This is a genomic window from Micromonospora haikouensis, from assembly GCF_900091595.1.
Classification (GTDB): domain Bacteria; phylum Actinomycetota; class Actinomycetes; order Mycobacteriales; family Micromonosporaceae; genus Micromonospora; species Micromonospora haikouensis.
Genome location: NZ_FMCW01000006.1, coordinates 150,227 through 175,362, shown reverse-complemented (window position 1 = coordinate 175,362; position 25,136 = coordinate 150,227). Strand labels below are relative to the sequence as shown.

Sequence of the window (25,136 nt, the reverse complement as noted above, 5' to 3'; positions counted from 1 at the left end):
CCCGGCGTCACCCGGGCGTGGTCACGGCGACCGCCGGGGTGAACGGGGAGTTGCCGACGACGTTGCCGGCCCGCACCCGGTAGTGGTAGGTCACGCCCCGGGCCAGGCCGGTGTTGACGAACCCCCGCCCGTGCACCGTGAACGCGGCGACCTCCCGCTCGAACGCCGGGTCGACCGCCCGCTGCACCAGGAACCCGGCCCCCGGGCCGCCCGGCGGGTCCGCCGCCCAGGTCAGCGTCACCGTCGCGGTGTCCGGCGCGGGGGCGCTCGCGACGGCGGTCAGCCCGGTCGGCGCGGCCGGCCGGGGCGGGCTGGTGACGGCGGCGACCGTCGACCACGGCGACGCGACCCCCAGGTACGTGGTGCGCACCCGGTAGTAGTAGGTGGTCTCCGGGGCGACGACGGCGTCCACGTGCTGCTCCTGCACCCCGACGGCCGTGGTGGCGGGGCCGCTGGTGAACGTCGGGTTGGTGGCCCGTTGCACGTCGACGCCGGTGGCGAAGGAGCGGTTCGCCCAGCGCAGCGCCACCCGCAGCGGGGCGGCCGGCGGGATCACCGCGGCCAGCCCGGTGGGCGCGGCGAGGCGTACCGACGCCGGCACGCCGTTGGACCAGGCCGAGCAGCTCACCTCGTTCTCCGCCCGGATCCGGTAGTGGTAGGTGACGCCGGGGGTGACCGTGGAGTCGGTGTACCGGGTCGCGGCGGCGGCCACGGTGATCGCGGTGACCCCCTCGGTGAACGCGACGTCGGTGGCCCGCTGGAGCAGGTGGCTGCTGGCCGGGGGCCGGCCGCCGTTGCCGGTCCAGGTCAGCGCGATCGCCGGCAGCACGGTCGCCGATCCGGGCACCGGCGTGGCGGTCAGCCCGGTCGGGGCGAGCGGGGCGACCCGCAGCACCAGCGGGCGGCTCATGCCCTGGTCGCGGTGGCCGGCGAGCTGGCTGTGCCAGCGGTACTCCCACCCCATGTTGACCAGCTGGTTGACCACCGCCGCCGGCCGCCCGTCGACGGGGCTGACGGCCGTGGAGCCGATCCGGGCGCCGGCCGGGCGGGTCGGGTCGAGCAGCCGTACGCTGTCGCCGATCTTGAACGGCAGGGCGGGGGCGACCGGCCGCAGCGCCACGATCACGTCCTCGCGGGGGTTGACCCGCACCGTCTCCTTCCAGCCCAGCTCGTTGGGCTCGGGCGGGCGGATCGCCCCGTCCCAGCCGACCCGGTTGACCACCTGCACGTCGCAGCCGCCGACGTGCACGGGGTGAGTCTGCGGGGTGTTGCCGACGATCCGCCAGAGCTGGGTGCCGTCGGCGGGCGCGCCGACCTGCACCGTCGGGTCGGCGATCACCAGCGTCTCGGTGGCCGGGTCGACCGGCCCGAGCGGCAGGGTGGCCGGACCCAGCGGCCCGGCGTGCGGGTGGGCCACCCCGAGCCGGCCGGCGACCCGCCCGTACGCCGGGTCGAAGACGTGCTGCACCACCTTCACCGTCAGCGGCAGCGTCACCGGCGCGGCGGCGCCGACCGGGGTGAAGCTGACCGCGATGGCGTGCGCCGTGCCGACCGTCTCCCGGGCCGTGCGGGTGCCGAACGCGCGGTCGTACGCCGGTTGCGGCACGATCGGCGGGCGCTGGCTGGCCGCGTACGCGCCGGGCAGCCGCTCGGCCAGCCGGTCGAGGTCGTACGGCTCGGCCGGCTCGCCGGCCACCCGGAACTGGAGCAGGGTGCGGGTGTTCGGCCCGTACCCGGGCAGGGTGCCGGAGACGCCGCCCACGGCGGTGCGGTCCGGGGCGCCCGTGTGGTGGTCGTTGCGGGGGTCGAAGCGGGGCAGCGGGGCCGGGCAGTCGTTGTAGAGGATCAGGGTGGACCCGGGCGGGACGGCCGAGAAGTCGACGACGACGTCGGCCCGCTCCCCGGGGGCGAGCAGCAGGGTGTGCCCGTCGACGTTGAGCACCGTCGGGTCCTGCCGGTCGTACCGGTAGCCGACCGGCCGGTTCGGCAGCACCGCCGGGGCCGGCAGCAGGCCGCACTCGTTGCCGACCTGGATCAGCGCCGGCCCGGCGGCGGCCGGGTCGGGCACCCCGCCGTCGCGGCCGTCCACGGGCCAGTGCGGCGGGCGGCCGGGCGCGCGGGCGGCCTCCACCATCGGCACCTCGCCCGCGTCGGCGTCGAGCAGCCCGCCGTCCGCGTCCCACATCGGGCCGTCGGAGCGGGCCCGGTAGAGCTGGAGGTTGAGGGAGCGGTCCGCGCAGGCGTTGAGGATCCGCAACCGGTACGCCTTCGGCGCGACCGTCAGGTACGGGTACGCGACGCCGTTGACCAGCGGGGTGTCCCCGTACGCCTCGGGCACCGCCGACGGGTGCGGCACGCCCGGGGCCAGCGGCGGCTCGTCGGGGTCGGCGACGGGATCGTGGTGCGGGTTCGGCACGGGCCCGCCCGTGGCCCCCGGCGCGGTCGCCGGCTGCGCGTCGTCGGGGCCGGGCCGGCCCGGCGGCACGTCGGCCGGCTGCGCGGGGCGGGTCCACGGGCCGTAGTCCCAGCGGCCGGTCGGGTTCGTCCCCGACGGGTGGGACGGGTGCTGCCGGGGCTGGTAGACGTGCGGGTGCCAGAGGCTGCCCCGGGCCCCCCAGCGGTCCCGGTCCCACGTCGGGTCCTGGCCGGCGAGCTGCGTGTCGTCGGGCACGAACGTGCGGTCGGTGACCACCAGCGGGAGCTGCTCGGCGGGCAGCACCCCGTCGGCGACGAGGCCCTCCTCGGCCTCGTCGGTGAGCAGATAGACGGCGAGCTGCCCGGAGCAGACGGTGAGCCGGGACAGGCCGAGGGTGTTGTCGTGCAGCCACATGAGCCGGCCGCTCTGCTCGTTGGGGTAGTAGAGCGTGGTCGCCCCCGGGCCGGGCGGCGGCATGTCCGGCACGTGGGTCAACCCCACCCCCGTCGGGTACGGCGTGATCTCCCCGGCCGGCGTCACCCACTGCCACGGGTTGCCGGCGCTGATCCAGCCGGTCTGCCCGCCGTACAGGTGCGGCACCGCCCGGTTCTGCGGGTAGGGCGCCGGACCGTCCAGCGGGCCCGGCCCGGCCCCGTCCAGCGTCGCGTCGACGGGCAGGAACAGCTCCCCGGCCCGGCCGGTGGGCAGCTGGTTGATGAACTTGATCCGCACCGGCCGGCCGCGCCGGGCCACGATCACCGGCCCGCACAGGTACGGCCGGTCGGGCGGGGCCACCGTGTTGTGCCCGGTGCCGTCGGTGCCGAGGTTGAGCTGCCGGTAGCCGCGCAGCCGGGTGGCGGGCAGGTCGCGGTGCAGGCGCTGGGCGTACTCCTGGAGGCCGATCTCGTAGTAGTCGCAGCCCGGCCACGTGATGGTGTCCGGCACGGCGACCGGCAGCCACCCGCCCAGCTCGGTGCGGCCCCCCTCGCCGGGCCGGGGCAGCGCGTCGACGAACTTGCGCAGGCCCGTGCCGGGGGCGACCCCGCCGCGTTCGTCGGGCGCGGGGACCGGCACCGGCAGCGGGCTGGTGGCGAAGTTGGGCACCGGGCCGAAGCAGCGCGGGACGGCCGCCGGGTCGAGGCTGGCCGGCGCCACCTCCTCGGCTTCGGCCACGTCGGGCCCGGTCGCCTCGGCGGTCCGGGCCGCCGGCACGGTCGGCCCCGGCTCCGCGCCGGTACACGCGGGCCGGTCGACGAAGTTGGAGCGCAGTCTGCGGAACAGCACGATGGCTCTCCCCGGATCGATCGTGGCGTGGCGACCGCCACCCCCTCGGGGCGGCCGCACCCGCCCGTTGACGGTCGGTGAGCACTCAACCGCAGCATGCGACGTCGGAGGGCCGGTGCGGAACTACCCAATCGTCCCTATCTGCGGACGTCCCGGACGCTGGGACGGCGTGTCGCCGCAGGTCAGGGTGTCGGCGCGGGCTGGCAGGCCGGGCACCAGTAGGTGACCCGCTCGCCCAGCTCCTCCTTGCGGATCGCCGTGCCGCAGCGGCGGCACGGCTGGGCGCGCCGGCCGTACACGTAGCTCGTCTCGCCCCGGCGCAGCGACCCGGTGGTGCTCTGCGTCCACCGTCCCCGGTTGGCCGCCAGCAGCCGCTGGGCGAGCGCCACCGTGCCGGCCAGGTCGGGCACCGCGCCGACCGGCGTCCACGGCGACAGCCCGCGCAGGAACAGCACCTCGCACTTGTAGAGGTTGCCCACCCCGGCCAGGTTGCGCTGGTCGAGCAGCGCCTCGCCGATCGTCGCCTCCGGTGCGGCGGCGAGCCGGCGGACCGCCTCGGTGGGGTCCCAGTCCGCGCCGAGCAGGTCCGGCCCGAGATGACCGACGAGGGCGTCCTCCTCGGCGGTCGGCACCAGCGCCAGCTCGTGCAGGTGATAGCCCACGGCGACCGCTTCGGGGGCGCGCAGCACCACCCGGATCAGGTGCGCGGGCCGGCCCGTCCAGCGTTCCCCGGGCGCGTACGCCCGCCACGCCCCGTCCATCCGCAGGTGCGAGTGCAGCGTCCAGTCGGTGACCCCGCCCGGGCCGCCCGACGCCCGGCTGCGCCCGCCCGGAAGCGGGCCGGCCTGTGGTTGCCGGCCGGGCGCGGCGAGCCGCAGCAGCAGGTGCTTGCCCCGGCTCGCCGACTCGCGCACCGTCCAGCCGGCCAGGTCGGTGCCGGCCAGCCGGGGCACCCGGAAGTCGGAGGCCGTCAGCCGGGCACCGCCGAGCGCCCGCCCCAGCACGCGGGCGGTGTTCCAGGCGGTGTCGCCTTCGGGCATGCCGCCATTGTCCCCGCCCGGGCGGCGTTCACCCTGGCCGGGGCGGGGTGGGCGCCCCGAGGGTCAGGGGCGCTCCTCCGGGCGGGCCGGGCGCACCATGTCCTGGTAGCGGGGGTGGCTGGCGCCGTAGACGGCGAAGTTGAGCCGGGCGAGGGTCAGGCTCAGGTCGCCGTTGGGGCCGCCCCGGACCACGTCCGCGTCGGCGTCACTCTGACCGTCGTCGGTCCAGAAGCAGACCGGGCACGTGCCGCCCCCGGTCAGCGAGGCGCAACAGGGACATGCCGAAGGAACCCACTGAACACCCACCGGGAGAGCATTCCACAACCGACGATCCAGCATCACTCCGACGGTGGGCCGATTTCACGTTCCGGCCACATCCTCCTCGGCGGTGACGGTCACCAGGTCACCCGGTGCCACGCCCAGCACGTCGGCGGCCCGTCCGCCGTTGACGGCGGCGGCGACCAGGCCGGCCGAGTCGACGTACGCGACCAGCGCGCCGGGCGGGGCGTCGCCGAACGTGCGCCCGTGCGCCGCCGCCCGCCCGGCCACCCGCAGCCGGGCCGGCAGCGGGGCGAGCCGGTCGCCCGGCGCGGCGAGCTGCACGTTGCCGAAGTGGTCCACGGTCAGCACCTCGGCGGCGAACCCGCCCGGCTCGTCCCGCACCACCGGCCCGGGCAGCCGGACCAGGCCCGCCGGGTCGACCGCGGGCCCCGCGTCGGCCAGCGGCGCGCCCGACGCCAACCGGGCCGCCACCGGGGCGAAGACGTCCCGGCCGTGGAAGGTGCGCGACACCTCGGGCGCCAGCCACTCCGGGTTGGTCAACTCCACGGCGGACGTCACCCCGCCGAGCGCGGCGGCGGCGTCCGGCAGCAGCCCGTTGTCCGGCCCGACCAGCATCCCGCCCGGCGTGGCCAGGGCCACCCCGCGCCGGGCGGTGCCCACCCCCGGGTCGACCACCGCGACGTGCACCCCCACCGGGAGGTGCGGCACCGTCTGGGCGAGCACGGCCGCGCCCCGCCGCACGTCGGCCGGCGGGACGAGATGGGTCACGTCGATCACCCGGACGGCCGGGGCGATCCGGGCGATCACCCCGTGACAGGCGGCCACGAAACCGTCGGCCAGGCCGTAGTCGGTGGTCAACGAGATCCACGCCATCGGCGTCCTCCTCCGTGCTCGCTCGTGCTCGTGCTCGGCCTCGCGCCTGCCTGGCCGGTTGCCTGCGGGCCCGGTCGCTTGCTGGCCGGTTGCCTGCCTGCCTGACCGGCGCGGGGCGGCGCGGCTGCCGGCTCGACGCTAGCCTCCCGAGGCATGACGCGCGTGCTGCTGGTGCCCGGCCGCAACGACCCCCTGCCTGAGCACTGGCAGGAGTGGCTGGCCCGCCGCGATCCCGCGCGCCGCTGGGTCCGGCACGCCACCGGAGGGCGGTACGTGGCCGACGAGCGGGTCGCCGCCCTCGCCGCCGCCCTCGACGGGGTCACCGAGCCGACGGTGCTGGTGGCGCACAGCGCCGGCTGGCTCACCGTGGCGTTGTGGGCGGCCTCCTGCGGGCCCGGCCCGGTGCGGGGCGCGCTGTTGGTCACCCCGCCCGACCTCGACGAGCCGTGGACGGACGGGACGTCGGTGCTGCCGGCCCTGCCCGACGTTCCGCTGCCGTTCCCGTCGATCCTGGCGGCCAGCCGTACCGACCCGGTGATGACGTACGGCCGGGCGGCACACTGGGCCGGGCGGTGGGGAGCCGAGCTGGTCGAATTCGGCGACGCCGGACACCTGACGACGGCCGACGGCTACGGCCCGTGGCCCCTGGCGGAGACCCTGATCGCCCGCCTGGTCCCCCGTCGGTAGGGGACCGGTAGATCTTGGAAGCTGGTGGCCCCTCCAGGGGCCGGGATCTTTCAAGATCTCCGATGCTCGCTCGCTTCGGCCCGCGGACGACGAAGCCCCGCCTCGGGCTGAGGGGGGCTTCGGGTCAACGCTCGGTCAGGCCGTCTGTAGCTCGCGAACGTGTTGATGGCTGGGCGCAAACCGGGGCCAGTCTGCGGTGTTGCACCCGGCTGCGTGCAGGGCCGTACGCAGGTCCATCATGAAGCCCGCCCCTGCGATGTTGAAGTCGGCGGCCTCGACGGTGGTCTCGAACTCCGCGTACCGGTCGGGCAGCCTCGCGGCGAGGTCGACGTCCTCCCGGCCGATGGCGTTCAGTTGCTCCATCACCTCGTCCAGGAACGCCTCGAACTGCTCGTCGGTGCCGTCCGGGTCGGCGAAGAAGGTCATCTCGGCAGCGAGACGGATCTCGGTCTTCATCTGTCCTCCCAGCAAGTCACCCGGTGCAGCTGCGCCCGCATGTTGCGCAGGTAGTTCGGGTTGGATGGCGTGGTCGACATGGTCTTGATGCACCTGCACGAATTTGGGCACTTCAGCTTGTAGTGCTTGTTTCCCCCGCCCGTGACGGTCCAACCGGCTCGTTCCGCCTCTCTTAGCAAGTCCTCGTATGCGCCACCCTTAGCGTGACGGGGTCGTGTCACTGGGTGAACGCCCTCCGTGCTGCAATGGTGGCATGGTCGGTGCGCCGATGGATCCACCATCCGGCCAAGTCACCCTCGGTGCGGCTTCGTCGAATAGGCGTTCGACCAGGGAGTTCGCCTGCCTGGGTGGGTATGTGCATGGATGGAGTCCTTCCGGGCTGCGTCCTTCGGGCGTGCGCTCACCAAGTCGCGATCTTGCTGATCGTGTCTGACTGATCGCCGAACGTGAGAAGGGCCCATCGTCGAGCCGTAGGAGCGTGGCCGCAACATCCGCCTCCGCCTGGCGGTTGTCGGCCATCCGACTCCAGGGTTCGATTCACGCTAGAAGTCGAGGCATATCGGGCAAATGCCCGAGCGGTGGTTCCAATGCTGCTGGGTGCCGCAAGGGTGACGAGTTGCCACGCTCATGAGTACCGTGGGGAGGCGCCCTGGGTGGTTGGCGCGTCACGCTGGGAGGCCGGGATGGACGCCATGCCGGAGCTGAGCGACCGGTCCGCCGTCAACGGGCCGGAGCATCCCGCGCTCGCTTCGGTGCGCGACGCCGTCAACCGCGTCGCCTTGCCAGGTGCCGCGACCGCTCCGCCGTTGGCGCAGCTCAGCCAGCGTCTTGCCGCAGCCTGGCGGGCCCGCCACGAGTCCTCGGACCACCGGACGGTGCTGGCACCCGTGCTGCCGGACCTGGTCCGGGACGCGCAACGCGCCGCGCTGACGTACGAGGGGGCCGATCGCCGCCGGGCGCACGCGCTGCTGGCCGAAACCCTAGGGCTGGCCCAGATGTACCTCGCCTTCCAACCTGCCGCCGAGCTGGTCTGGCGCGTCGCCGACCGGTCGATGATGGCGGCGCAGGAGTCCGGCGATCCGGAGGCGGTGGCCCGGGCGGGCTGGTTCCTGTGCCAACTCCACCGGGACTCGGGCGACTGGGACACCGCCACGGCGGTGGCGCTGGAGCTGATCTCGGCGCTGGAGGCACGAGCGGTCGACGCGAGCCCGAACCCGCTCGCCCTCTGGGGCGCTCTGCACTTCGAGGCCGCCTACATCGCCGCGCGGGCGGGGGAGGAGGGCCGTGCCTGGCGGTACTGGGATCTCGCCGACGAAGTGTCCCGGCGGCTGCCGCAAGGCTTCTACCAGCAGCAGACGTCGTTCTCCCGGATCATCATGGTCGCGCACGCGGTGACCCTCGCCGTCGAGTTGCAGAAGCCCGGTGAAGCGCTGCGACAGGCCAACCGTCTCGATCCGGCTGCCGTCCCGTCGAGGCCGCGCCGCGCCCGGCACCTGATCGAGGTGGCTCGCGCACACCGCGCCAAGAACGACACCGGATCCACCGTGGAGGCTCTCCGCCAGGCGTACGACGCGGCACCGGAGACGATCCGCTTCAACGGCTACGCCCGTCAGATCACCCTCGACCTGCTGGACGGGCCCAGGTCGGCGCGAAATGGCGTACGTGATCTCGCGCTGAAGGTCGGCCTCGTCTCCTGACAGGGGTGTGCAACTCGACGGGGCGGCCACGCATCAGGGTGTGAGCACTGCTCGGAACTGTTCGACTTCGGGCAACGCCCGAAAGCGGGTGGGGACATCTCGGTACAGGTCCAAGGCGCGCTTGCGGGTCAGGTCGGTCCGGAAGCGGGCCGGTAGCTCCGCCAGAGCCAGGGTGGCGGCCTGGCAGCCGTCGATGGTGTTGCCGTCGCGGTGATCGCACATGGCGGCGTCCAGGCGGATGAGGGCGCGGGTGAGAGAGCTCGTGGGTGCTGACAGTGTCAATGCCTGCGCCTGGTGCTGCCGGGCCCGGGCGGTTTCGCCGAGCGAGGTGAGGGCGTGGGAGAGGTGCACCTGGTGCTTCTGGTCGCAGTGACCGAACCAGGAGTCGGCGCGTTCGCCTCCAGGAAGGTGGTCGGCGAGACGGTCGGCTTCGGTTAGCGCGGCCAGAGCTTTGTCACGCTGGCCGCTGCTGGCGTAGGCGCGGGCGGCCACGGCGGTGGCGAGGGTGGCCGCCGCAGTGGTGCCTCTGCCGGCGATCTGCCGGGCCTGCTCGGCGAGGTCTGCGGCTGTTCGCGGCGCGCCGAAGTTGAGGGGCACCATGGCTTCCCGGGCCAGCACCCAGGCGTGCAGCGTCCGGTCGCCGGATTCCTCGGCGGCGCGTGCGGCGGTGCGGAACCAGGCGTGCGCTTCGCGTCGGTTGCCGAGGTCGTGCAGCACGACGGCAGCCATTCCGGCGACCATTCCGGCGAGATGGGCGAGGCCGACCCGACTCGACGCGCGTTGCGGCCGGCGTAGCAAGGGGGTGATCTCGCCGAAATCGGCGACGAGGTTGGCGAGTAGGTCGACGGGCGAACGCCCCCGGTAGCCATAGCTGTGTTGCTCGGCGGCCGACTCGATGTGAGCGATGTCGACCGTGTCCGTAGTGGTCAGCGCCCTGTCGCCGTGCTGCCGAGCCTCAGCGATGTGCATCAGCGAGGTGCTGGTCAAGCCGGCGGCGAGCGCGCCCCGCAGGAGTTGACGGCGCTTCATGAGATCGTCCCCTGAGTTGCTTGGCGGATGAGATGCAGCCTGCTTCTCCCAGCATCGCGCGGCGAGACCGACCATCCCACCCGGAATGCGCAACCCGTCCGCGATCCGTTCGACGGTGTCGATGCTCGTGACGGTGGCGCTGCCGCGTGCGATGAGGCTGACCCGCTCTGTCTTCATCTCGCACGCTGCGGCGATCGCGTTGTAGCTCAGCCCGGCCGCCTTCGCCGCAGCAAAGACAGGGGTGAAATCGCGCTTGGCGAGCGCACGGATGATCTGCGGGAGTTCGAGCAGGTGCCGGGGAAGCACGCGGCCTGGTCGTGTGTCCACGTGGCTCCCTCCGCCGGGAGGCTGTTGGGCGGTCACGGTATCGCGTTCACGTCCGCCACCGAGCCCCGTGAGGGGACCCAATGGTGGGGTTACCGCGACGCTTCGCAATCGACTGAAGTATCGGTGTGCCTACGTTGAGCGACGTTGTCGACGATAGCCCAGCTTTCGGGCGATCGGTTCCGCGCCGCATCTCTGTCGTGGCATTGATTCGCGGGCATCTGGTGATACCGGCCGCCCTGCCCTGCCGCGTCCGGCACCGCATTCCAGCCGGCCACGATCACTGGCCGGGCCCGCCGGCATCGGTCCTTCCCGAGAACACACCGTCGCACCCCGACCGAAGGTGAAGTGAGCGCAATGGCATCTGATCGCGGCGATGAGTGGACGTCCAGCCGGGGTGAGCGGATCGAGGAGGCGGAGCGGGAGGCGGCCCGGCAGCGCATTCTCGCGCAGGCCGAGGCGGAGCGGATACCGGTGGAGGAGACGACCCGGGCGGTGCCGGACCGGCGGTGGCGTCGTGGGCGGTGACGAGTTGCCGCCAGGCCGTCGGGTGGCGCAGTGGCGGGTTCGGCGCGGGATGACGCAGCAGATGCTGGCCGACCGGTTGGGCAGGTCGAAGAGCTGGGTGGACAAGGTCGAACGGGGCGTCCGTGCCCTGGACAAGGTTTCCACCTTCCGGGACATCGCCGTCGTTCTGCGCGTCGACACTTCGGTGCTGCTGGGCCGTGACGTGCAGCCGTCCGAGGTGACCGAGCGCGCGGCGGGCGTCGAGCGGATCCGGGCGGCCCTGTCGACGTACGACATTGCTCTCGGCGCGGGGGCGGCCCGGAGCGTCGTGTTGCCGGCGGACCGGTTGGCCCGGAACGTCTCGCACGCGTGGATCACGTTCCAGCACGCCCGCTACCCGCAGGCGGTCGTGCTGGTGCCGGGCCTGCTGGCGGCGGCGCAACGCGTGCACGCCGACGCCCCGGAGCCGGGGCGGGCGGCGCTGGTGGAGGCGTACCGGGTGACCGCTTCGCTGCTGGTGAAGCTCGGCGAGGGCGAGTTGGGCTGGCTGGCCGCCGACCGGGCGGTGTCCGCCGCAGCCGGCGATCCGGTGCTGGTGGCCGCCGCCTGCGTGCAGCTCGGCCAGGCGTTGCGGGCGTCGGGGCGGGCCCGGGCGGCGAGGTCGGTGACCCTGGCCGCCGCGTACCGGATCGCCCCGCCCGACCCCGACGACGGCATCCCGGCGGAGCTGTCGTTGTGCGGGACGCTGCTCGTGCAGGCCGCCCTAGCGGCGGCCCGCGACGGAGACCACCGGTCGGTGGCCGACCTGCTCGACGAGGCCGGCGACCTGGCGGCGCGGGTGGGCGACGGCCACGACCATCATGCGACGGCGTTCGGCCCCACGGCCGTCGACGTGGCCCGCGCCGCGGCAGCCGTCGAGTTGGGCGCAGCCCGCGACGCGGTCGCCTGGCACGAGAAGGCGGTCAGGCGGAACGCCTGGCGGTGGCTGCCGCCCGAGCACCGCGCCGCGCACCTGCTCGACGCGGCGCGGGCGTACCTGCTCGACGCGGCGCGGGCGTACCTGCGCGCCGGCGACCCGCGCGGGGCCGGCCGGGTGCTGCTCGACGCCGAACGCGCCGCCCCGGCCGAACTACGCCACCGCCCCGCCGCCCGGCAGGTGATCGCCCAGGCGACCCGCACTCCGCACGCCCCGGCGACCCTCGTCCAGCTCGCGCTCAGCCTCGGTGTCACCTGACCGGTGAGTCCCCTCGCATGTGGAGTCGACCTAGCCGGCGCCGAGCCCGACGGGCGGCGTCCAACTGAACAACGGCCCCGTGGCCAGGCTCCCCGCCAGCGCGACAACCAGGTAGATCAGCACCACGCCCGCCGGTGACCAGGCGAAGTGGCGAATCCAGTAGTTGTCTCGGGCGAGCCGCGCGAGCAGTGCCCCCACGATCGGTAGCGCCAGGTTGAGCACCACCGCCGTGGTCAGGAGGGTCTCCGTGGTCGAGCCGAACGCCCGCGCCGCCGCGTGGGTCGGCACGTAGGGCGAGGACACCCGGCGGACCAGCCCGACGACGAACAGGAACGGCACGCCGTAGAGCCAGGCGAAGAAGAGCACGCCGAGCCCGACGCGCCTCATCGGGCGGCCTGCCAGAATCCGCCGGCCAGCACGGCGAGCCCGACGGTGACCGACACCGACAGGGTGCCGGCGAGGACCGGGGAGGGGACCCTGCGCGCGAGCAGCGGAGTGATCGCCAGCGTGGTGAGCAGCATGGCCGCGAGAACCGGCGCGCCGACGATCGCCGCCAGGGCGAACCCCTCCTGCGGTGTCAGGCAGGCGAAAATGACCGAGCAGTCCCGGTTCGGGTTCGCCGGCACGCCTACGAGTCCGACGAAGACCGCGGCGGCCACGGTGACGTACCAGCCGAACGCGACGAGGAGGCTCGACCCGAACGGGGCCCGACGCGGTGGGTCCACATCATCCATGCCCATGAACCTGCCATGCCCCCGGCACCCGGCCCATCCGCTCGCGTACTCATTCCCGGCGGCTTCCCGGCGGCGGTGCGCCCGCAGTCGCCGGGGCACCCGGCCGGGCATCTTCCGCAGGTCGACACCGGTCCAAAATGGGTCGATCGGGCCGGGCGGATCGGCGACCATTGCGGGTGTCTCGCGGCCGGCGGGGCGCGACCGACTTCACGTGGGGGACCGGTGCTCGCTCCGCTGCGCCATCGCGCGTTCCGCTGGCTGGCCGCCGGCCGCATGGTCAACATGCTGGGCAACGGCGTCGCGCCCATCGCCCTGGCCTTCGCCGTGCTCGACCTGACCGGCTCGGTGCGTGACCTGGGCCTGGTGGTCGGCGTCAGATCCCTGATGACCGTGCTGTTCGTGCTCTTCGGCGGCGTGGTGGCCGACCGGATTCCGCGCCGGCTGGTGCTGGTCGGCTCCAACGTGCTGGGCGCGGCGACGCAGGCGGCGGTGGCCGCCGTCGTGCTCACCGGCACGGCGACGATCCCGCTGCTGCTGGCGCTCGGCGCGGCCAACGGCGTCGTGAGCGCCCTGGCCCAGCCGGCGTCGGCCGCCGCGACGCCGCAGACCGTTCCGCCCGAGCTGCTCCAGCAGGCCAACGCGCTCATCCGGCTCGGCATCAACGCGGGCTCGATCGGCGGCGCGGCGGCGGGCGGCCTCCTCGTGGCCGCCGTCGGGCCCGGCTGGGGGCTCGCCGTCGACGCGGCCACCTTCGCCGTCGCTGCCCTGGCCTTCGCCGGGGTCCGGGTCGCCGCCCCGAAGGCCAGGAGCAGCCGTACGGGTGTCGTCGCCGACCTGCGGGTGGGCTGGACGGAGTTCACCGCGCGCACCTGGGTGTGGGCGGTGGTGCTCGGCTTCATGGTCCTCAACGCGTGCCTGGCCGGCGGCGTCAACGTGCTCGGCCCGGCCGTCGCCGACTCGACGGTCGGCCGCAGCGGCTGGGGCGTGGTGCTGGCCGCGCAGACCGTCGGGATGGTGCTGGGCGGGCTGATCGCCCTGCGGATCCGGGTGCGCCGGCTGCTGCTGCTCGGCGTGGCCTGCATGTTCGCCGAGTCGCTCCTGCTGCTCGGCCTCGCCCTGGCACCCACGATCCTCGTGCTGGTGGCCGCCGCGTTGGCCGTCGGCATCGCCGTCGAACAGTTCACGGTGGCCTGGGACACGTCGATCGCCCAGCACATCCCGGCCGACCGGCTGGCGCGCGTCTACTCGTACGACATGTTGGGGTCCTGGATCGCCATGCCGCTCGGCCAGGTGACGGTCGGGCCGCTCGCCGCGACGATCGGGGCCCGCGACACGCTGCTGGCCCTCGCCGGGCTGGTGGTGCTCGCCGTCGGGGGCATGCTGGCCAGTCGGGACGTGCGCCGGCTGCGGGCGTTGCCACCCGGCCGCGCCGCCGAGGAGGCGCGGCCCGCCGGGGAGCCACCTGCCGCCGACGGCCGGCCGGCCGACCCGGCGCCGGCCGGGGCGGGCGGCGACGCCGCCGACAGGACCCCGGTCGGCTGACGCGGCAGCTCACGGCGCATCCCCGCCCCGGCCCACGCGGATAACCGGTGGATGCCGGCGGTTGTGTCTTCTACCGTGCCGGTCGTGCCCATCCACGCCGATGAGATCCGCGCCACCGCCGAGCAGGTGCGCCGCCTGGTGGCGGACCAGTGTCCCCGCTGGGCCGACCTTCCCGTGACGCCCCTGCCCGACGAGGTGGAGGGTACCGACCACGTCCTCTTCCGGATCGGCGACGAACTCGTCGCCCGGATGCCCAAGATCGCCGGGGCGGTCGGCCAGGCCGAGTCCGACGCGCGGTGGCTGCCCACGCTCGCCCCCCACCTGCCCGCGCGGGTACCCGTCCCGCTGCACGTCGGCGAGCCGGGCGCCGGGTTCCCGTGGCCGTGGACCGTGGTGCCGTGGTTCGCGGGACGCACGCCGCCCCGGCTCGGCTGCGAGGACGTGCGCCTGGCCCGCGACCTGGCGGACTTCGTGCGGGCCCTGCACCGGGTGGACCCGGCCGGGGGCCCGGCCAAGGCGCCCGGTGCCCGGGGGGCCGCCCTGCGCCACGTCGACGACGCCGTGCGGCGGGTGCTGCCCCGGCTCGCCGCGCACGACGACGGCTTCGACGTGCGCGCGGCCGAGGCGGCGTGGGAGGTCTGCCTGGCCGCTCCCGAGTGGAACCGCGAGCCGGTGTGGATCCACGGTGACCTGCAACCGGGCAACCTGGTCACCGACGGCGGACGGCTGGTCGCGGCCATCGACTTCGGCGCGCTCGGCGTCGGCGATCCGGCCCCGGACGTGGCCCCGGCGCTGTGGACGTTCACCGGCGCGGCCCGCGAAACCTACCGGGAGGCGATCGGGTACGACGACGCCACCTGGCGGCGCGCCTGCGGCTGGGCGCTCGCGCCCTCGCTGACCGGCATCGACTACTACCGGCGCACCTTCCCCCGCATGGCCGAACACGGCCGCCTGATGGTCCGCGCGGTCATCGCCGAGCTGGCCTGACCGAACCTCACCGGGGTGGCCACCCCACCCGGAGCGGGCGGGTCAGGCGGTGGCGGGGCCGAACCAGGTGGGTAGGTGGTCGCGCAGGTCCTGCTGGTCGTCGCCGACCCACGCCACGTGGCCGTCGGGCCGCAGCAGCACGGCGGGCACGTCCAGTTCCTCGCTGCCGTCGGCGACGTGGTCGACGCGGTCGGCCCAGCCCGCCACCGAGAGCTTGCCGGTCCGGTCGAGCAGCAGCCCCCGGCCGCCGCGCGTCAGCTCGTAGAGGCGTCCGCGCCCCAGCCGGACGTCGCGCAGCCGCCGGCCGAGCAGGTCGTGGCCCGCGCCGAAGTCGTACCGGATGCTGATGGCGATGATCTTCTCGGTCAGGTGCCGGCTCACGTCCTCGAAGTCCATCAGCTCCGCCACCAGCCGGCGCACGGCTTGGGCCCCCGGCTCGGTGGACATCAGCTCCATCTGCGCGCGGGTGTTGTCCAGCACGTCGGCGGCGACGGGACGCCGCTCGGTCTCGTAGCTGTCCAGCAGCCCCGGCGGCGCCCAGCCGTCGACCTGGGCGGCGAGCTTCCAGCCGAGGTTGAACGCGTCCTGGATGCCGAGGTTGAGCCCCTGCCCGCCGGTCGGCGGGTGGACGTGCGCCGCGTCGCCGGCCAGCAGCACCCGGCCGACCCGGTAGCGCTCGGCCAGCCGGGTGGAGTCGCCGAAGCGGGACAGCCAGCGCGGCGAGTGCGCGCCGAAGTCGGTGCCGCCGTACGCCCGCAGTTGCCGCTTGACCTCGTCGAGGGTCGGCGGGATCCGGCGGTCCTCGGCCACCCCCTCGGCGGGCACGACGACGCGGTACACGCCGTCGCCCAGGGGCATCGCGCCGAAGCGCAGTTGGGTCTTGCGGACCTCGGCGCTCACGGCGGCGAGGGTCTCGGGTGACGCGGTCAGCCGCATCTCGCCCAGCAGCGTCTCGACCTTGCTGGGTTCGCCGGGGAAGCCGACGCCGAGCAGCTTGCGCACCGTGCTGCGGCCGCCGTCGCAGCCGACGAGGTAGCGGCAGCGCAGCCGGGTGCCGTCGGCCAGCTCGGCGGTGACGCCGTGGTCGTCCTGGCTCAGCCCGGCCAGTTCGCCGCCGCGCCGGATCTCGACGCCGAGTTCGACGGCGTGCTCGGCCAGCAGGCGGTCGGTGGTGGTCTGCGGGATGCCGAGCACGTACGCGTGCGCGGTGTCCAGGCCGGTGGGCGGCGGCTTGGGGATGGCGGCGAAGAAGCCGCCGACCGGGTACTGCTGGCCGAGCGCGAGGAACCGCTCCAGCAGGCCGCGCTGTTCCATGATCTCGATGCTGCGCGCGTGCAGCCCGAGCGCGCGCACGACCGGGGTCGGCTCCGCCTCCTTCTCCAGCAGCAGCGTGTGTACGCCGTGCAGCCGCAGCTCGCTGGCCAGCATCAGGCCGGTCGGTCCGCCCCCGACCACGATCACGTCGAACATGAATGTCCCCCATATGTAGACGAGCCCGTCCATACTGCGCGGATCACCGATATACGCAGCTACGGGGCCCGGCGGACGATTCTGCGGCATCACCCGGGTCTTGCCGCAAGGCCCCGGGTGCGGTATATGTTGAGAGTGGCAGGGAGTCGTCGACTCCTTGCCTTTCGTCTTTTCCGGCCCCGTTTCGTCTTCTCGGCCCCGTTGCCGGCTCCTGTCCCACGTGGTGCGGCCGGGAGACATCGGCTCGTCGTCGGTGCCGTCGCGGGCGCGGCGGCGCTCGTCCTCGCGGCGGGCGGCGCGGCGATCGCCGCCGGAGCCGGCCCGGTCGCCTACGCCAATGACGTCGGCACCCTCGCGACAACCGCCGGATGCGGCCAGGCGCCGGCGCTGACCAGCGGCACCCGCACGATCTCCAGCGGCGGCCAGAACCGCTCGTTCATCCTGCGGATCCCCGACAACTACGACCGCAACCATCCCTACCGGTTGATCTTCGCGTTCCACTGGAACGGCGGCACCGCCAACGAGGTCGACTCGGGCGGCACCAGCGGATACCCGTGGTCCTACTACGGCCTCCGCGCGCTGTCGAACAACTCGGCGATCTTCGTCGCGCCCCAGGGCATCGGCAACGGCTGGGCCAACAGCGGTGGCCGGGACCTGACCTTCGTCGACGACATGCAGCGGCAGATCGAGGCGGGTCTGTGCGTCGACACCACGCAGCGCTTCGCCATGGGCTTCAGCTACGGCGGCGGCATGAGCTACGCCATCGCCTGCGCGCGGGCCACGGTCTTCCGGGCGGTCGCCGTCTACTCCGGCGCGGAGCTCAGCGGATGCAGCGGCGGCACCCAGCCCATCGCGTACATCGGCATCCACGGGCTGCGGGACGGCACCATCCCCATCTCCACCGGCCGCTCGCTGCGCGACAGGTTCGTCAGGAACAACGGCTGCACCCCGCAGAACCCGCCCGAGCCGGCGCAGGGCAGCCTCACGCACACCCTCACCTACTACTCGGGATGCCGGGCCGGCTACCCGGTGGCGTGGGCCCCGTTCGACGACCCGCACGCCCCCAACGCCGTCGACGGCTCCGCCGACCCGTACGCGCCGGGCGAGAAGTCCTGGACCCGGCCGGTGGTGTGGAGCTTCTTCACCCAGTTCGACGGCACCACCCCGCCGACGTCCTCGCCGACCCCGACCCCGACCAGCAGCCCCGCGCAGGGCAGGCAGGTCGTCGGCGGCCAGTCCGGTCGCTGCGTCGACGTGCCGAACGGCAGCACCACCAACGGGACCCAGACCCAGCTGTGGGACTGCACCGGCGCCGCCGCCCAGAGCTGGACCTACACCGCGGGCAGGCAACTCCAGGGTCGGCCACAAGGCGTCGACGGTGAGCTGCCCGGTGGCGGCCCGGTCGCGCACGAGCCGGCGGCGATGCCGGCCCGGCGGATCGAGAGGCCGGGCCGGCATCGACTGGTCGCCCGAGGGCCACCGGTCAGGTTCGGTCGCGGATCAGCGCAGGCTCCACTGCTGGTTCTGCTGCCCGTTGCACGACCAGAGGATGAGCCTGGTGCCGTTGGCGGTGCCCGCGGCGTTGGCGTCCAGGCAGAGTCCGGACTGGGCGTTGGTGAGGGTGCCGTTGGCGTTGACGTTCCACTGCTGGTTGGTGCCGCCGTGGCAGTCCCAGATGATCACCGGGGTGCCGTTGCTGGTGCCGGCGCCGCTGGCGTCGAGGCACTTGGTGCCGTACACCGGCCGACCGGTCAGCGGTCTCAGCCGCGCAGTCGCAGGCCGCGCGGGGTGGCCCGGAAACCGGCGGCGGTCAGCGCGTCGCGCAGCGGGGACGCCGACACGGCCTCCCCGTCGGCCCGCTCCACCGAGATCGCGCCGAGCGCGCCCGTGCGCACCGCGTCGGCGAGCGCCCTGCCGGCCGCCGCGAGGGCGTCGGGGGCGTCGGCGAAGGAGAGGATCGTCCGGCCGCCCCGCTCGACGTAGAGCACCAGGTCGCCGCCGACCAGCACGACCAGCGCGCCCGCCTTGCGCCCCGCCCGGTGCCCGCTCGCCGGGGCGGCCCCGTCGCCGGAGTCGACGGCCCGCTCGGGCCAGGGCAGCGCCGCACCGTACGGGTTGGCCGGGTCGGTGGCGGCGAGGACGAGCGCCCCGCCCCGGCCCCCGGCCTCCTGACCCCCGCCGCCACGGCTCGCGGTCGGGTCGGCGAGGGCGCGGATCCGGTCGACGGCCCCGGGCACCGCGAACTGGGCCGCGCCCAGCCCCTCCACGAAGTAGCCCCGCCGGGCCGCCCCGCGCTCCTCCAGCGCCGACAGCACCGGGTAGACAGCCGCGAAGCCACCCGTCACCTGCTCGGCGACGACCGCCCCCCGGGTGACGACGCCGTGCCGCTCCAACAGCACGTCGGCGAGCGCGGCGGCCCGCCGGGTCGGGTCGAGGTCGCGCTCCGGCAGCCGGGACCAGCGGCCCGCCACCGTGGGCGGGCCGCTGCGGCTGGGCAGCGCCACCCGGCCGGGACGGCGCAACCGGGTGCGCGGCGCGGCCGGCCGGGACCGGTGCGCCCCGCCGGCGCCGAGCGCCGCCCGCAGCGGGGCGAGGGTGTCGTTGGTGAGGTGCCCCGCCCACACCAGGTCCCAGATCGCGGCGGTCAGCGCCGCGTCGTCGGTGCAGCCCACCCGGTCGGACAGCGACCGGAAGAACAGCGCCTGCCCGTCGCCGAGCGCGTCGAGCACGGCGTCGTGCAACGGGGTACGCGCCAGCGCGTCATCCGGCGGCGGCAGCAGCAGCGGCGCGGCGTCGGCGTACGCGAGGGTGACCCAGCCGTCGCCGCCGGAGATCGCCCCGGACCCGGCCCACAGCACCTCGCCACCGGCGCACAGCTCGTCGAGCTGGGCGGGGGAGTAGTCGGCGACCCGGCCGGGCAGCACGAGGCGTTCCAGGGCGGACGCCGGCACGGCCGCGCCCTGCAACTGCTCGACGGCGGCGGCGACGGCGTCCACCCCCCGCGCCGACGAGCCGACCTGCTGCCAGCGGGGCAGGAACGCGGCCAGTGCCCTCGGCGGCACCGGCTCGATCTCCCGGCGCAGCGCCGCGAGGGAGCGGCGGCGCAGCAGCCGCAGCACCTCGGCGTCGCACCACTGGGTGCCCACGGTGTCGGGGGCGAACTCGCCGGAGACGACCCGCCCGGCGGCGGCGAGGCGGCGCAGCTCCTGCTCGACGACGGCCACCCCGAGCCCGAAACGGGCGGCGCAGGTGGCGGCGGCGAACGGGCCGTGGGTGCGGGCGTACCGGGCGACCAAGTCGCCGAGCGGGTCGGCCACCGGGGCGAGGTGCGCCTCGGCCACCCCGACCGGCAGGGCCACGCCGAGGGCGTCGCGCAGCCGGGCGGCGTCCTCGACGACGACCCAGCGCTCCTCGCCGGCGACGCGCACGCGCAGCACCCGGCGGGCCGCCGCCAGGGCGGTGAGCCAGTCGACGGGCACGCCCCGCTCGGCCAGCTCCGCCTCCGACAGGTCGCCGACGGTGCGCAGCAGCTCGACGGCGTCCTCCGCGTCGCGGGGCCGGCGCTGTTCGGTCAGCCAGCGCAGCTGCCGGTCGGTCTCGGCGAGCACCGCCGGGTCGAGCAGCTCCCGCAGGTCGACCCGGCCGAGCAGCTCGCCGAGCAGCGCCGAGTCCAGCGCCAGGGCGGCGGCCCGCCGCTCGGCCAGCGGCGCGTCGCCCTCGTAGAGGAACGCCCCGACGTAGCCGAACAGCAGCGAGCGGGCGAACGGCGACGGCCGCTCGGTCTCGACCTCGACCAGGCGCACCTTGCGGGCGGCCAGGTCGCGCATCAGCCCGGCGAGGGCCGGCTGGTCGAAGACGTCCTGGAGGCACTCCCGGGCGGCCTCCAGGGTGACCGGGAAGTCGGCGTACTCGCGGGCGACGTCGAGCAGCTGGGCGGCCCGCTGGCGCTGCTGCCACAGCGGCTGGCGGCGGCGCGGGTCGCGGCGGGGCAGCAGCAGCGACCGGGCCGCGCACTCCCGGAACCGGGACGCGAACAGCGCCGACGTGCCCACCGACTCCTCGACGAGCTGGGCGATCTCGTCGGGCTCGAAGAGCACCACGTCGGCGCCGGGCGGGGAGTCGGCGGTGTCGGGCAGCCGCACCACGATCCCGTCGTCGGACGGCATGACCTGGGCGTCCACGCCGTACCGCTCGGCGAGCCGGCGGCCGATGGCCAGCGCCCACGGGCCGTTGACGCGGGCGCCGAGCACGCTGTGCACGGCGAGCCGCCAGTCGCCCAGCTCGTCGCGGAACCGCTCGACCAGCACCGTGCGGTCGTCGGGCAGGGACCGGGTCGCGGCCTGCTGCTCCCGCAGGTAGGCCAGCAGGTTGCCGGCGGCCCAGTCGTCGAGCCCGCCGGCGCGCAGCGCGGCCACCGCCGCCTCGTCGCCGTGTCGCAGCAGGGTCCGCACCCGGGCGCCGATGGCCCGGCCCAGCTCCACCGGGCGGCCGAGCTGGTCGCCCTTCCAGAACGGCATCCGGGCGGCCTGGCCCGGGGCGGGGGAGACCAGCACCCGGTCGGGGGTGATCTCCTCGATCCGCCAGGACGACGAGCCGAGCAGGAACACGTCGCCGACCCGCGACTCGTAGACCATCTCCTCGTCCAGCTCGCCGACCCGGGCGGCCCGCTCCGCCCCGGCGAGGAAGACGCCGAACAGGCCCCGGTCGGGGATGGTGCCGCCGCTGGTGACGGCGAGCCGCTGCGCGCCGGGCCGGCCGGTGAGCACGTCGGCGGCGCGGTCCCAGACCAGCCGGGGCCGCAGCTCCGCGAACGCGGTCGACGGGTAACGCCCGGAGAGCATGTCCAGCACGGCGTGCAGCGCGGAGTCGGGCAGCTCGGCGAACGGCGCGGCCCGGCGGACGACGACGGCCAGGTCGCCGACCCGCCACGGTTCGAGGGCCACCATCGCGACGATCTGCTGGGCCAGCACGTCAAGGGGGTTGCGCGGGTGGTGCAGCTCCTCGATCGCCCCGGCGGCCATCCGCTCGGCGACGACGGTGCAGGAGAGCAGGTCGCCCCGGTGCTTGGGGAAGACCACGCCCCGGGAGACCGCGCCGACCTGGTGCCCGGCCCGGCCGACGCGTTGCAGGCCGGCGGCGACGCTGGGCGGGGCGGCGATCTGCACCACCAGGTCGACGGTGCCCATGTCGATGCCCAGCTCCAGGCTGGACGTGGCCACCACGGCGGGGAGCTGGCCGGACTTGAGGGCCTCCTCGATGTGCTTGCGTTCCTCCCGCGAGACGCTGCCGTGGTGGGCGCGGGCGACCACCGGGGCGGCCCCGGCCGCCGCGCCCGCCTGGGCCATCACCTCGGCCGGCGGCCGGGCGGGCGGGCCGCCCGGGGACCCGGGACCCGGCCCTGCGGCGGTCGGCCCCGGGCCGGCCTGCCCCGGGCCGGCCGACCCGGCGTCGGCCAGCTCCGCACCGGCCAGCTCCTCGGCGGCCAGCTCGTTGAGCCGGGCGCAGAGCCGCTCGGCGCTGCGCCGCGAGTTGGTGAAGACGATGGTCGACCGGTGCGCCCGGACCAGCGCGTAGACCCGTTCCTCGACGGCGGGCCAGATCGACGCCCGGCGCGGGCCGGGGCCGCCCAGGTCGTCGGGCGGCGGCTCCTGCTCGTCGAGGCGGGTCATGTCCTCCACCGGCACCTCGACGCTGACCTCGATGGTCTTGGCGCTGGGCGGCTGCACCACGTCGACCGGGCGGGCCCCGCCGAGGAACCGGGCGCACGCGTCGATCGGCCGGACCGTGGCGGACAGGCCGATGCGCTGGGCGGGGGCGGGCAGCAACTCGTCGAGGCGTTCCAGGGAGAGCGCCAGGTGCGCGCCGCGCTTCGTCCCGGCGACCGCGTGCACCTCGTCGACGATGACCGTCTCGACCCTGCGCAGCGAATCCCGCGCCGCGGAGGTGAGCAGCAGGAACAGCGACTCGGGGGTGGTGATGAGGACGTCCGGCGGGGTGCGGGCGAAGGCCCGTCGCTCGTCGGCGGGGGTGTCGCCGGTGCGCATCCCGACGGTGATCTCCGGCGGGGCGACGCCGAGCCGGGTGGCGGCCTGCCGGATGCCGGCCAGGGGCGCCCGCAGGTTGCGCTCCACGTCGACGGCGAGCGCCTTGAGCGGGCTGACGTAGAGCACCCGGCAGCGCTGACGGGGCTCGGCCGGCGGCGGCGAGGCGGCCAGCCGGTCCAGCGACCAGAGGAACGCCGCGAGGGTCTTGCCGGAGCCGGTGGGCGCGACCACCAGGGCGTTGCGGCGGGCCGCCACCGACCGCCAGGCCCCGATCTGGGCGGGGGTGGGCGTGGCGAAGGCCGCCGAGAACCACTCCCGGGTCGCCGGGCCGAATCCCGCCAGCACCCGGGCCGCCTCCGCCGCGCCGAAACCGGCCGTCACCTCCGCCACGCCCTCCATCCTGCCCCGGGGGTGGGACATCCGCCTGGGCCGGACCGGTGCCGGCGGTCGACGCGCGCGAAGTGCCGCAAGGCCGGTTTGTGGATGGAATGGGGCATTATTCCGTTAAGTCTTACTTAACTGCTTGCTTCTGCGTCGCCACCTAAAGTAACTTCGCGGAAGTGAGACGTGGAGGAGTGCGCATGGTCGTCGAGGAGCGGATAGCCGGTGCGGGCACCGACGTGCTCATCCGGAAGGTCGACAGCCATCTTGCCGCACTCCGCGCCGGCCTGCACGGCCCCGAGTTGGAGCTCGCCGAGCGGCTCGCGGCCTGCCTGCGCGAGCTGGTCCGGCAGACCGCCCAGTCCAGCGCGGCCGACCGGGGGCAGGTCCGCGCCGCCGTCCACTTCTTCGTCCTGCGCCGGGAGAGCCGGGGGCGGCTGCTCTCCGTGCGTTCGCTCGCCGCCGCCCAGCGCGTGGTCAACAAGGTCGTCGTCCAGCTCGACCGCCCCGACCTGCTCGTCGAGACCCGCCGCGACCTGCTGGTCTGAGACCGTCACTCCCGCCAGCCGGCCAGCTCCACCCCCTTGGCCAGCTCGACCCGGAAGCCCATGGTGATCTCGCCGCTGTCGCCCGGTTCGAGCCGCAGCCGCCAGGTCAGCTCGCCCAGCTCGGTGCGCTCGGCCGGCGCCGGTGCGATCGTGGCCTCCCGCACGACCACCGCCTCGTCGCGGGACACCGGCAACTGGTCGCGCACCTCCACGGTCGCCGGCCGGGGCGTGTGGTTGGCAACGGTGATCCGATACTCCACGTCCCGGCGTCGGGTCGAGCCGAGCGTGGCCCGGGTGTCGGCCCGCCGGCCCAGCTTCCGCTCTACCCGCACCCGGTCGTCCACGCCGAGCGCCAGCTCCGTCTCCTCGCCGGGCGCCCACGTCGACAGCCGGGTCGCCGCGACGAAGTCCGCGCCGTGGAAGACCGCCGCCGGGCCCGGCAGCAGCGTGTGCGCCGAGGTGTTGCGCACCGTCGCCCGCAGGTGCGCCTCGGCCGCGCGCACCGGCACGGCCACGTGGTCCAGCCGCGCCGGCAGCTCCAGCACGGCGATCGTCGCCCGGTACGCGCTGCCGTCCGCCGGCACCGCCACCGGCCGCGCCGGCCGGTAGGTGGCCGCGCTGACCCCCTGCTCGACCGTCGCCACGCTCTCGTGCACCTTGGGCCGCGGCGCGCCCCCGCGGGCCGCCCCGCCCACCGCGGCGACCTCGAACGCTGGCCCGCCGGGCGGGGCGGGCGCCGGCACCGCGCCGAAGCTCGCCGCCGGCATGGCCGCCTTCGGCAGCGGCCGGACCCGGTCGAGATACCACGGCGACAGCTCGGGCACGCCGGTCGCCGCCGCCGGCCGGGCCGTCGAGAGCTGGAGCACACACTCCGGCCAGTCCTCGCCGGTGTCCTGACTGACCAGGCCGAACCAGGTGACGGTCACCGTGTCGTCGACCAGCCGCAGGTCGTAGGAGGGCTGCCAGCGGGCCCCGTCGACCAGGTAGGTCAGCTCCAGGTCCAGCTCGGCGTCGTCGACGTCCACCGCCACGGTCACCTCGGCGGCCAGCCGGTCCGGCTCCCGCTTGCCGTGCGCCGCCTCCAGTTGCCGCCGCACCGCCGCCAGGTCCTCGGTCAGCTCCGTCCGCCGCCGGGCCAGCTCCCGCCGCCGCCCGTGGGAGTCGGCGAGCTGCCCGGCCACCGAGTCGGCGAAGGCCGCCACGTCGGCCGGCTCGGCGTCGCCGGCGGCGAGCGCGCGGGCGTACGTGCCGCCGGCCCGCTCGGCCAGCCCGGAGAGGAACTGCCCTCGCTGCTCCTCGACCGCGTACGCGTCGTCGACCCCGGCCAGCTCGTCGGTCAGCTCCCGGCTGCGCTCCTCCAGCTCGCGGACCTGCCCGTCGGCGCTGCGCGCCTGCCGCCACGTGGTCACGTCCACGCCGAGCACGGTCGCCGCGCCCCGGCCGCCGACCCGCAGCGAGTCCCGGTGCAGCCCCAGCGGCAACGGGGCGATCCGTACCCGGTGCTCGCCGGCGGTCAGCCGGGCGCTGCCCCGGCGGGTGACCCGGGCCCGGTCCGGATAGACGGTGACGCCGACGACGGGTGCTTCGATCTCCACTGCGTT

The 25,136-nt window shown here is 75.1% G+C and carries 17 protein-coding genes and 3 pseudogenes; 8 read left to right on the top strand and 12 right to left on the bottom strand.

The window, feature by feature from the left end:
- Positions 1-7: 7 nt before the first annotated feature.
- From GA0070558_RS08305 to GA0070558_RS08290, 4 genes are all read right to left on the bottom strand, one after another.
- A complete protein-coding gene (locus GA0070558_RS08305; RefSeq protein WP_091277530.1) occupies positions 8-3,703 on the bottom strand; it encodes a multicopper oxidase domain-containing protein in 3,696 nt (1,231 codons plus the stop codon).
- 179 nt (positions 3,704-3,882) lie between these two features.
- Positions 3,883-4,740 carry a zinc finger domain-containing protein gene (locus GA0070558_RS08300; protein WP_091277403.1) on the bottom strand — a complete coding sequence of 286 codons (858 nt, stop codon included), beginning with the start codon at positions 4,738-4,740 and terminating at the stop codon, positions 3,883-3,885.
- Between the two features lie 63 nt (positions 4,741-4,803).
- Positions 4,804-5,046, bottom strand: coding sequence for a CPCC family cysteine-rich protein (locus GA0070558_RS08295; RefSeq protein WP_091277528.1), 243 nt, complete (start codon positions 5,044-5,046; stop codon positions 4,804-4,806).
- Positions 5,047-5,100: 54 nt separating this feature from the next.
- Positions 5,101-5,895 (bottom strand): SAM hydrolase/SAM-dependent halogenase family protein, encoded by a 795-nt coding sequence (locus tag GA0070558_RS08290; RefSeq protein ID WP_091277401.1) that lies wholly within the window; start codon positions 5,893-5,895, stop codon positions 5,101-5,103.
- A gap of 153 nt (positions 5,896-6,048) precedes the next feature.
- Between GA0070558_RS08290 and GA0070558_RS08285 the strand changes: the two genes are divergently transcribed.
- A complete protein-coding gene (locus GA0070558_RS08285; RefSeq protein ID WP_091277399.1) occupies positions 6,049-6,582 on the top strand; it encodes an RBBP9/YdeN family alpha/beta hydrolase in 534 nt (177 codons plus the stop codon).
- A gap of 135 nt (positions 6,583-6,717) precedes the next feature.
- Here GA0070558_RS08285 and GA0070558_RS08280 read toward each other — a convergent pair whose 3' ends face one another.
- The gene (locus tag GA0070558_RS08280) at positions 6,718-7,038 is read right to left on the bottom strand and encodes a hypothetical protein (RefSeq protein ID WP_091277398.1); all 321 of its coding nucleotides are present in this window, start codon (positions 7,036-7,038) and stop codon (positions 6,718-6,720) included.
- Between the two features lie 698 nt (positions 7,039-7,736).
- Between GA0070558_RS08280 and GA0070558_RS08275 the strand changes: the two are divergent.
- A pseudogene (locus tag GA0070558_RS08275) lies at positions 7,737-8,735 on the top strand (XRE family transcriptional regulator); the annotation flags it as partial.
- Positions 8,736-8,768: 33 nt separating this feature from the next.
- Here GA0070558_RS08275 and GA0070558_RS08270 read toward each other — a convergent pair.
- A complete protein-coding gene (locus GA0070558_RS08270) occupies positions 8,769-10,091 on the bottom strand; it encodes an NsdA family TPR-like regulatory protein (RefSeq protein WP_091277396.1) in 1,323 nt (440 codons plus the stop codon).
- Between the two features lie 354 nt (positions 10,092-10,445).
- On the opposite strand from GA0070558_RS08270, the gene GA0070558_RS34165 reads away from it, so the two are divergent.
- Together GA0070558_RS34165 and GA0070558_RS08265 are read left to right on the top strand one after the other, a co-directional pair.
- A complete protein-coding gene (locus GA0070558_RS34165) occupies positions 10,446-10,616 on the top strand; it encodes a hypothetical protein (protein ID WP_256091818.1) in 171 nt (56 codons plus the stop codon).
- Between the two features lie 49 nt (positions 10,617-10,665).
- Entirely contained in the window at positions 10,666-11,829 is a 1,164-nt protein-coding gene (locus GA0070558_RS08265; RefSeq protein ID WP_439709576.1) for a helix-turn-helix domain-containing protein, read from the top strand.
- Between the two features lie 30 nt (positions 11,830-11,859).
- Here the strand turns inward: GA0070558_RS08265 and GA0070558_RS08260 are convergent, their stop codons facing one another.
- A complete protein-coding gene (locus tag GA0070558_RS08260) occupies positions 11,860-12,216 on the bottom strand; it encodes a hypothetical protein (protein WP_091277392.1) in 357 nt (118 codons plus the stop codon).
- Positions 12,213-12,563, bottom strand: a complete 351-nt coding sequence (locus GA0070558_RS08255) for a hypothetical protein (protein WP_141722176.1) — start codon at positions 12,561-12,563, stop codon at positions 12,213-12,215. Before GA0070558_RS08255 ends, GA0070558_RS08260 begins: the two co-directional genes overlap by 4 nt.
- A gap of 222 nt (positions 12,564-12,785) precedes the next feature.
- On the opposite strand from GA0070558_RS08255, the gene GA0070558_RS08250 reads away from it, so the two are divergent.
- Both GA0070558_RS08250 and GA0070558_RS08245 read left to right on the top strand, forming a co-directional pair.
- The gene (locus tag GA0070558_RS08250; protein WP_141722175.1) at positions 12,786-14,105 is read left to right on the top strand and encodes an MFS transporter; all 1,320 of its coding nucleotides are present in this window, start codon (positions 12,786-12,788) and stop codon (positions 14,103-14,105) included.
- An 84-nt stretch (positions 14,106-14,189) separates the two neighbouring features.
- A complete protein-coding gene (locus GA0070558_RS08245) occupies positions 14,190-15,092 on the top strand; it encodes an aminoglycoside phosphotransferase family protein (RefSeq protein WP_218106969.1) in 903 nt (300 codons plus the stop codon).
- 42 nt (positions 15,093-15,134) lie between these two features.
- On the opposite strand, the gene rox is transcribed toward GA0070558_RS08245, so the two are convergent.
- Entirely contained in the window at positions 15,135-16,562 is a 1,428-nt protein-coding gene (gene rox / locus GA0070558_RS08240) for a rifampin monooxygenase (protein WP_091277382.1), read from the bottom strand.
- A 201-nt stretch (positions 16,563-16,763) separates the two neighbouring features.
- Between rox and GA0070558_RS33310 the strand changes: the two are divergent.
- Positions 16,764-17,918 (top strand): annotated as a pseudogene (locus GA0070558_RS33310) (RICIN domain-containing protein); the annotation flags it as partial.
- Between the two features lie 144 nt (positions 17,919-18,062).
- Here the strand turns inward: GA0070558_RS33310 and GA0070558_RS33305 are convergent.
- Together GA0070558_RS33305 and GA0070558_RS08230 are read right to left on the bottom strand one after the other, a co-directional pair.
- A pseudogene (locus GA0070558_RS33305) lies at positions 18,063-18,302 on the bottom strand (RICIN domain-containing protein); the annotation flags it as partial.
- 20 nt (positions 18,303-18,322) lie between these two features.
- Positions 18,323-23,005 (bottom strand): ATP-dependent helicase, encoded by a 4,683-nt coding sequence (locus GA0070558_RS08230; protein WP_439709575.1) that lies wholly within the window; start codon positions 23,003-23,005, stop codon positions 18,323-18,325.
- Between the two features lie 182 nt (positions 23,006-23,187).
- Between GA0070558_RS08230 and GA0070558_RS08225 the strand changes: the two genes are divergently transcribed.
- Positions 23,188-23,535 carry a hypothetical protein gene (locus tag GA0070558_RS08225; RefSeq protein ID WP_091277378.1) on the top strand — a complete coding sequence of 116 codons (348 nt, stop codon included), beginning with the start codon at positions 23,188-23,190 and terminating at the stop codon, positions 23,533-23,535.
- A gap of 5 nt (positions 23,536-23,540) precedes the next feature.
- Here the strand turns inward: GA0070558_RS08225 and GA0070558_RS08220 are convergent, their stop codons facing one another.
- Positions 23,541-25,130 carry a DUF4139 domain-containing protein gene (locus GA0070558_RS08220; RefSeq protein ID WP_439709578.1) on the bottom strand — a complete coding sequence of 530 codons (1,590 nt, stop codon included), beginning with the start codon at positions 25,128-25,130 and terminating at the stop codon, positions 23,541-23,543.
- Between the last annotated feature and the right edge of the window lie 6 nt (positions 25,131-25,136).

What these genes read in the sequence shown, in the direction of transcription:
- GA0070558_RS08265 (WP_439709576.1), top strand. Translation starts at nt 10,666, where the DNA reads ATGACGCAGCAGATGCTGGCCGACCGGTTGGGCAGGTCGAAGAGCTGG.
- GA0070558_RS08255 (WP_141722176.1), bottom strand. Translation starts at nt 12,563, where the DNA reads ATGGATGATGTGGACCCACCGCGTCGGGCCCCGTTCGGGTCGAGCCTC.
- GA0070558_RS08230 (WP_439709575.1), bottom strand. Translation starts at nt 23,005, where the DNA reads ATGGAGGGCGTGGCGGAGGTGACGGCCGGTTTCGGCGCGGCGGAGGCG.
- rox (WP_091277382.1), bottom strand. Translation starts at nt 16,562, where the DNA reads ATGTTCGACGTGATCGTGGTCGGGGGCGGACCGACCGGCCTGATGCTG.
- GA0070558_RS08285 (WP_091277399.1), top strand. Translation starts at nt 6,049, where the DNA reads ATGACGCGCGTGCTGCTGGTGCCCGGCCGCAACGACCCCCTGCCTGAG.
- GA0070558_RS08280 (WP_091277398.1), bottom strand. Translation starts at nt 7,038, where the DNA reads ATGAAGACCGAGATCCGTCTCGCTGCCGAGATGACCTTCTTCGCCGAC.
- GA0070558_RS08300 (WP_091277403.1), bottom strand. Translation starts at nt 4,740, where the DNA reads ATGCCCGAAGGCGACACCGCCTGGAACACCGCCCGCGTGCTGGGGCGG.
- GA0070558_RS08290 (WP_091277401.1), bottom strand. Translation starts at nt 5,895, where the DNA reads ATGGCGTGGATCTCGTTGACCACCGACTACGGCCTGGCCGACGGTTTC.
- GA0070558_RS08260 (WP_091277392.1), bottom strand. Translation starts at nt 12,216, where the DNA reads ATGAGGCGCGTCGGGCTCGGCGTGCTCTTCTTCGCCTGGCTCTACGGC.
- GA0070558_RS08225 (WP_091277378.1), top strand. Translation starts at nt 23,188, where the DNA reads ATGGTCGTCGAGGAGCGGATAGCCGGTGCGGGCACCGACGTGCTCATC.
- GA0070558_RS34165 (WP_256091818.1), top strand. Translation starts at nt 10,446, where the DNA reads ATGGCATCTGATCGCGGCGATGAGTGGACGTCCAGCCGGGGTGAGCGG.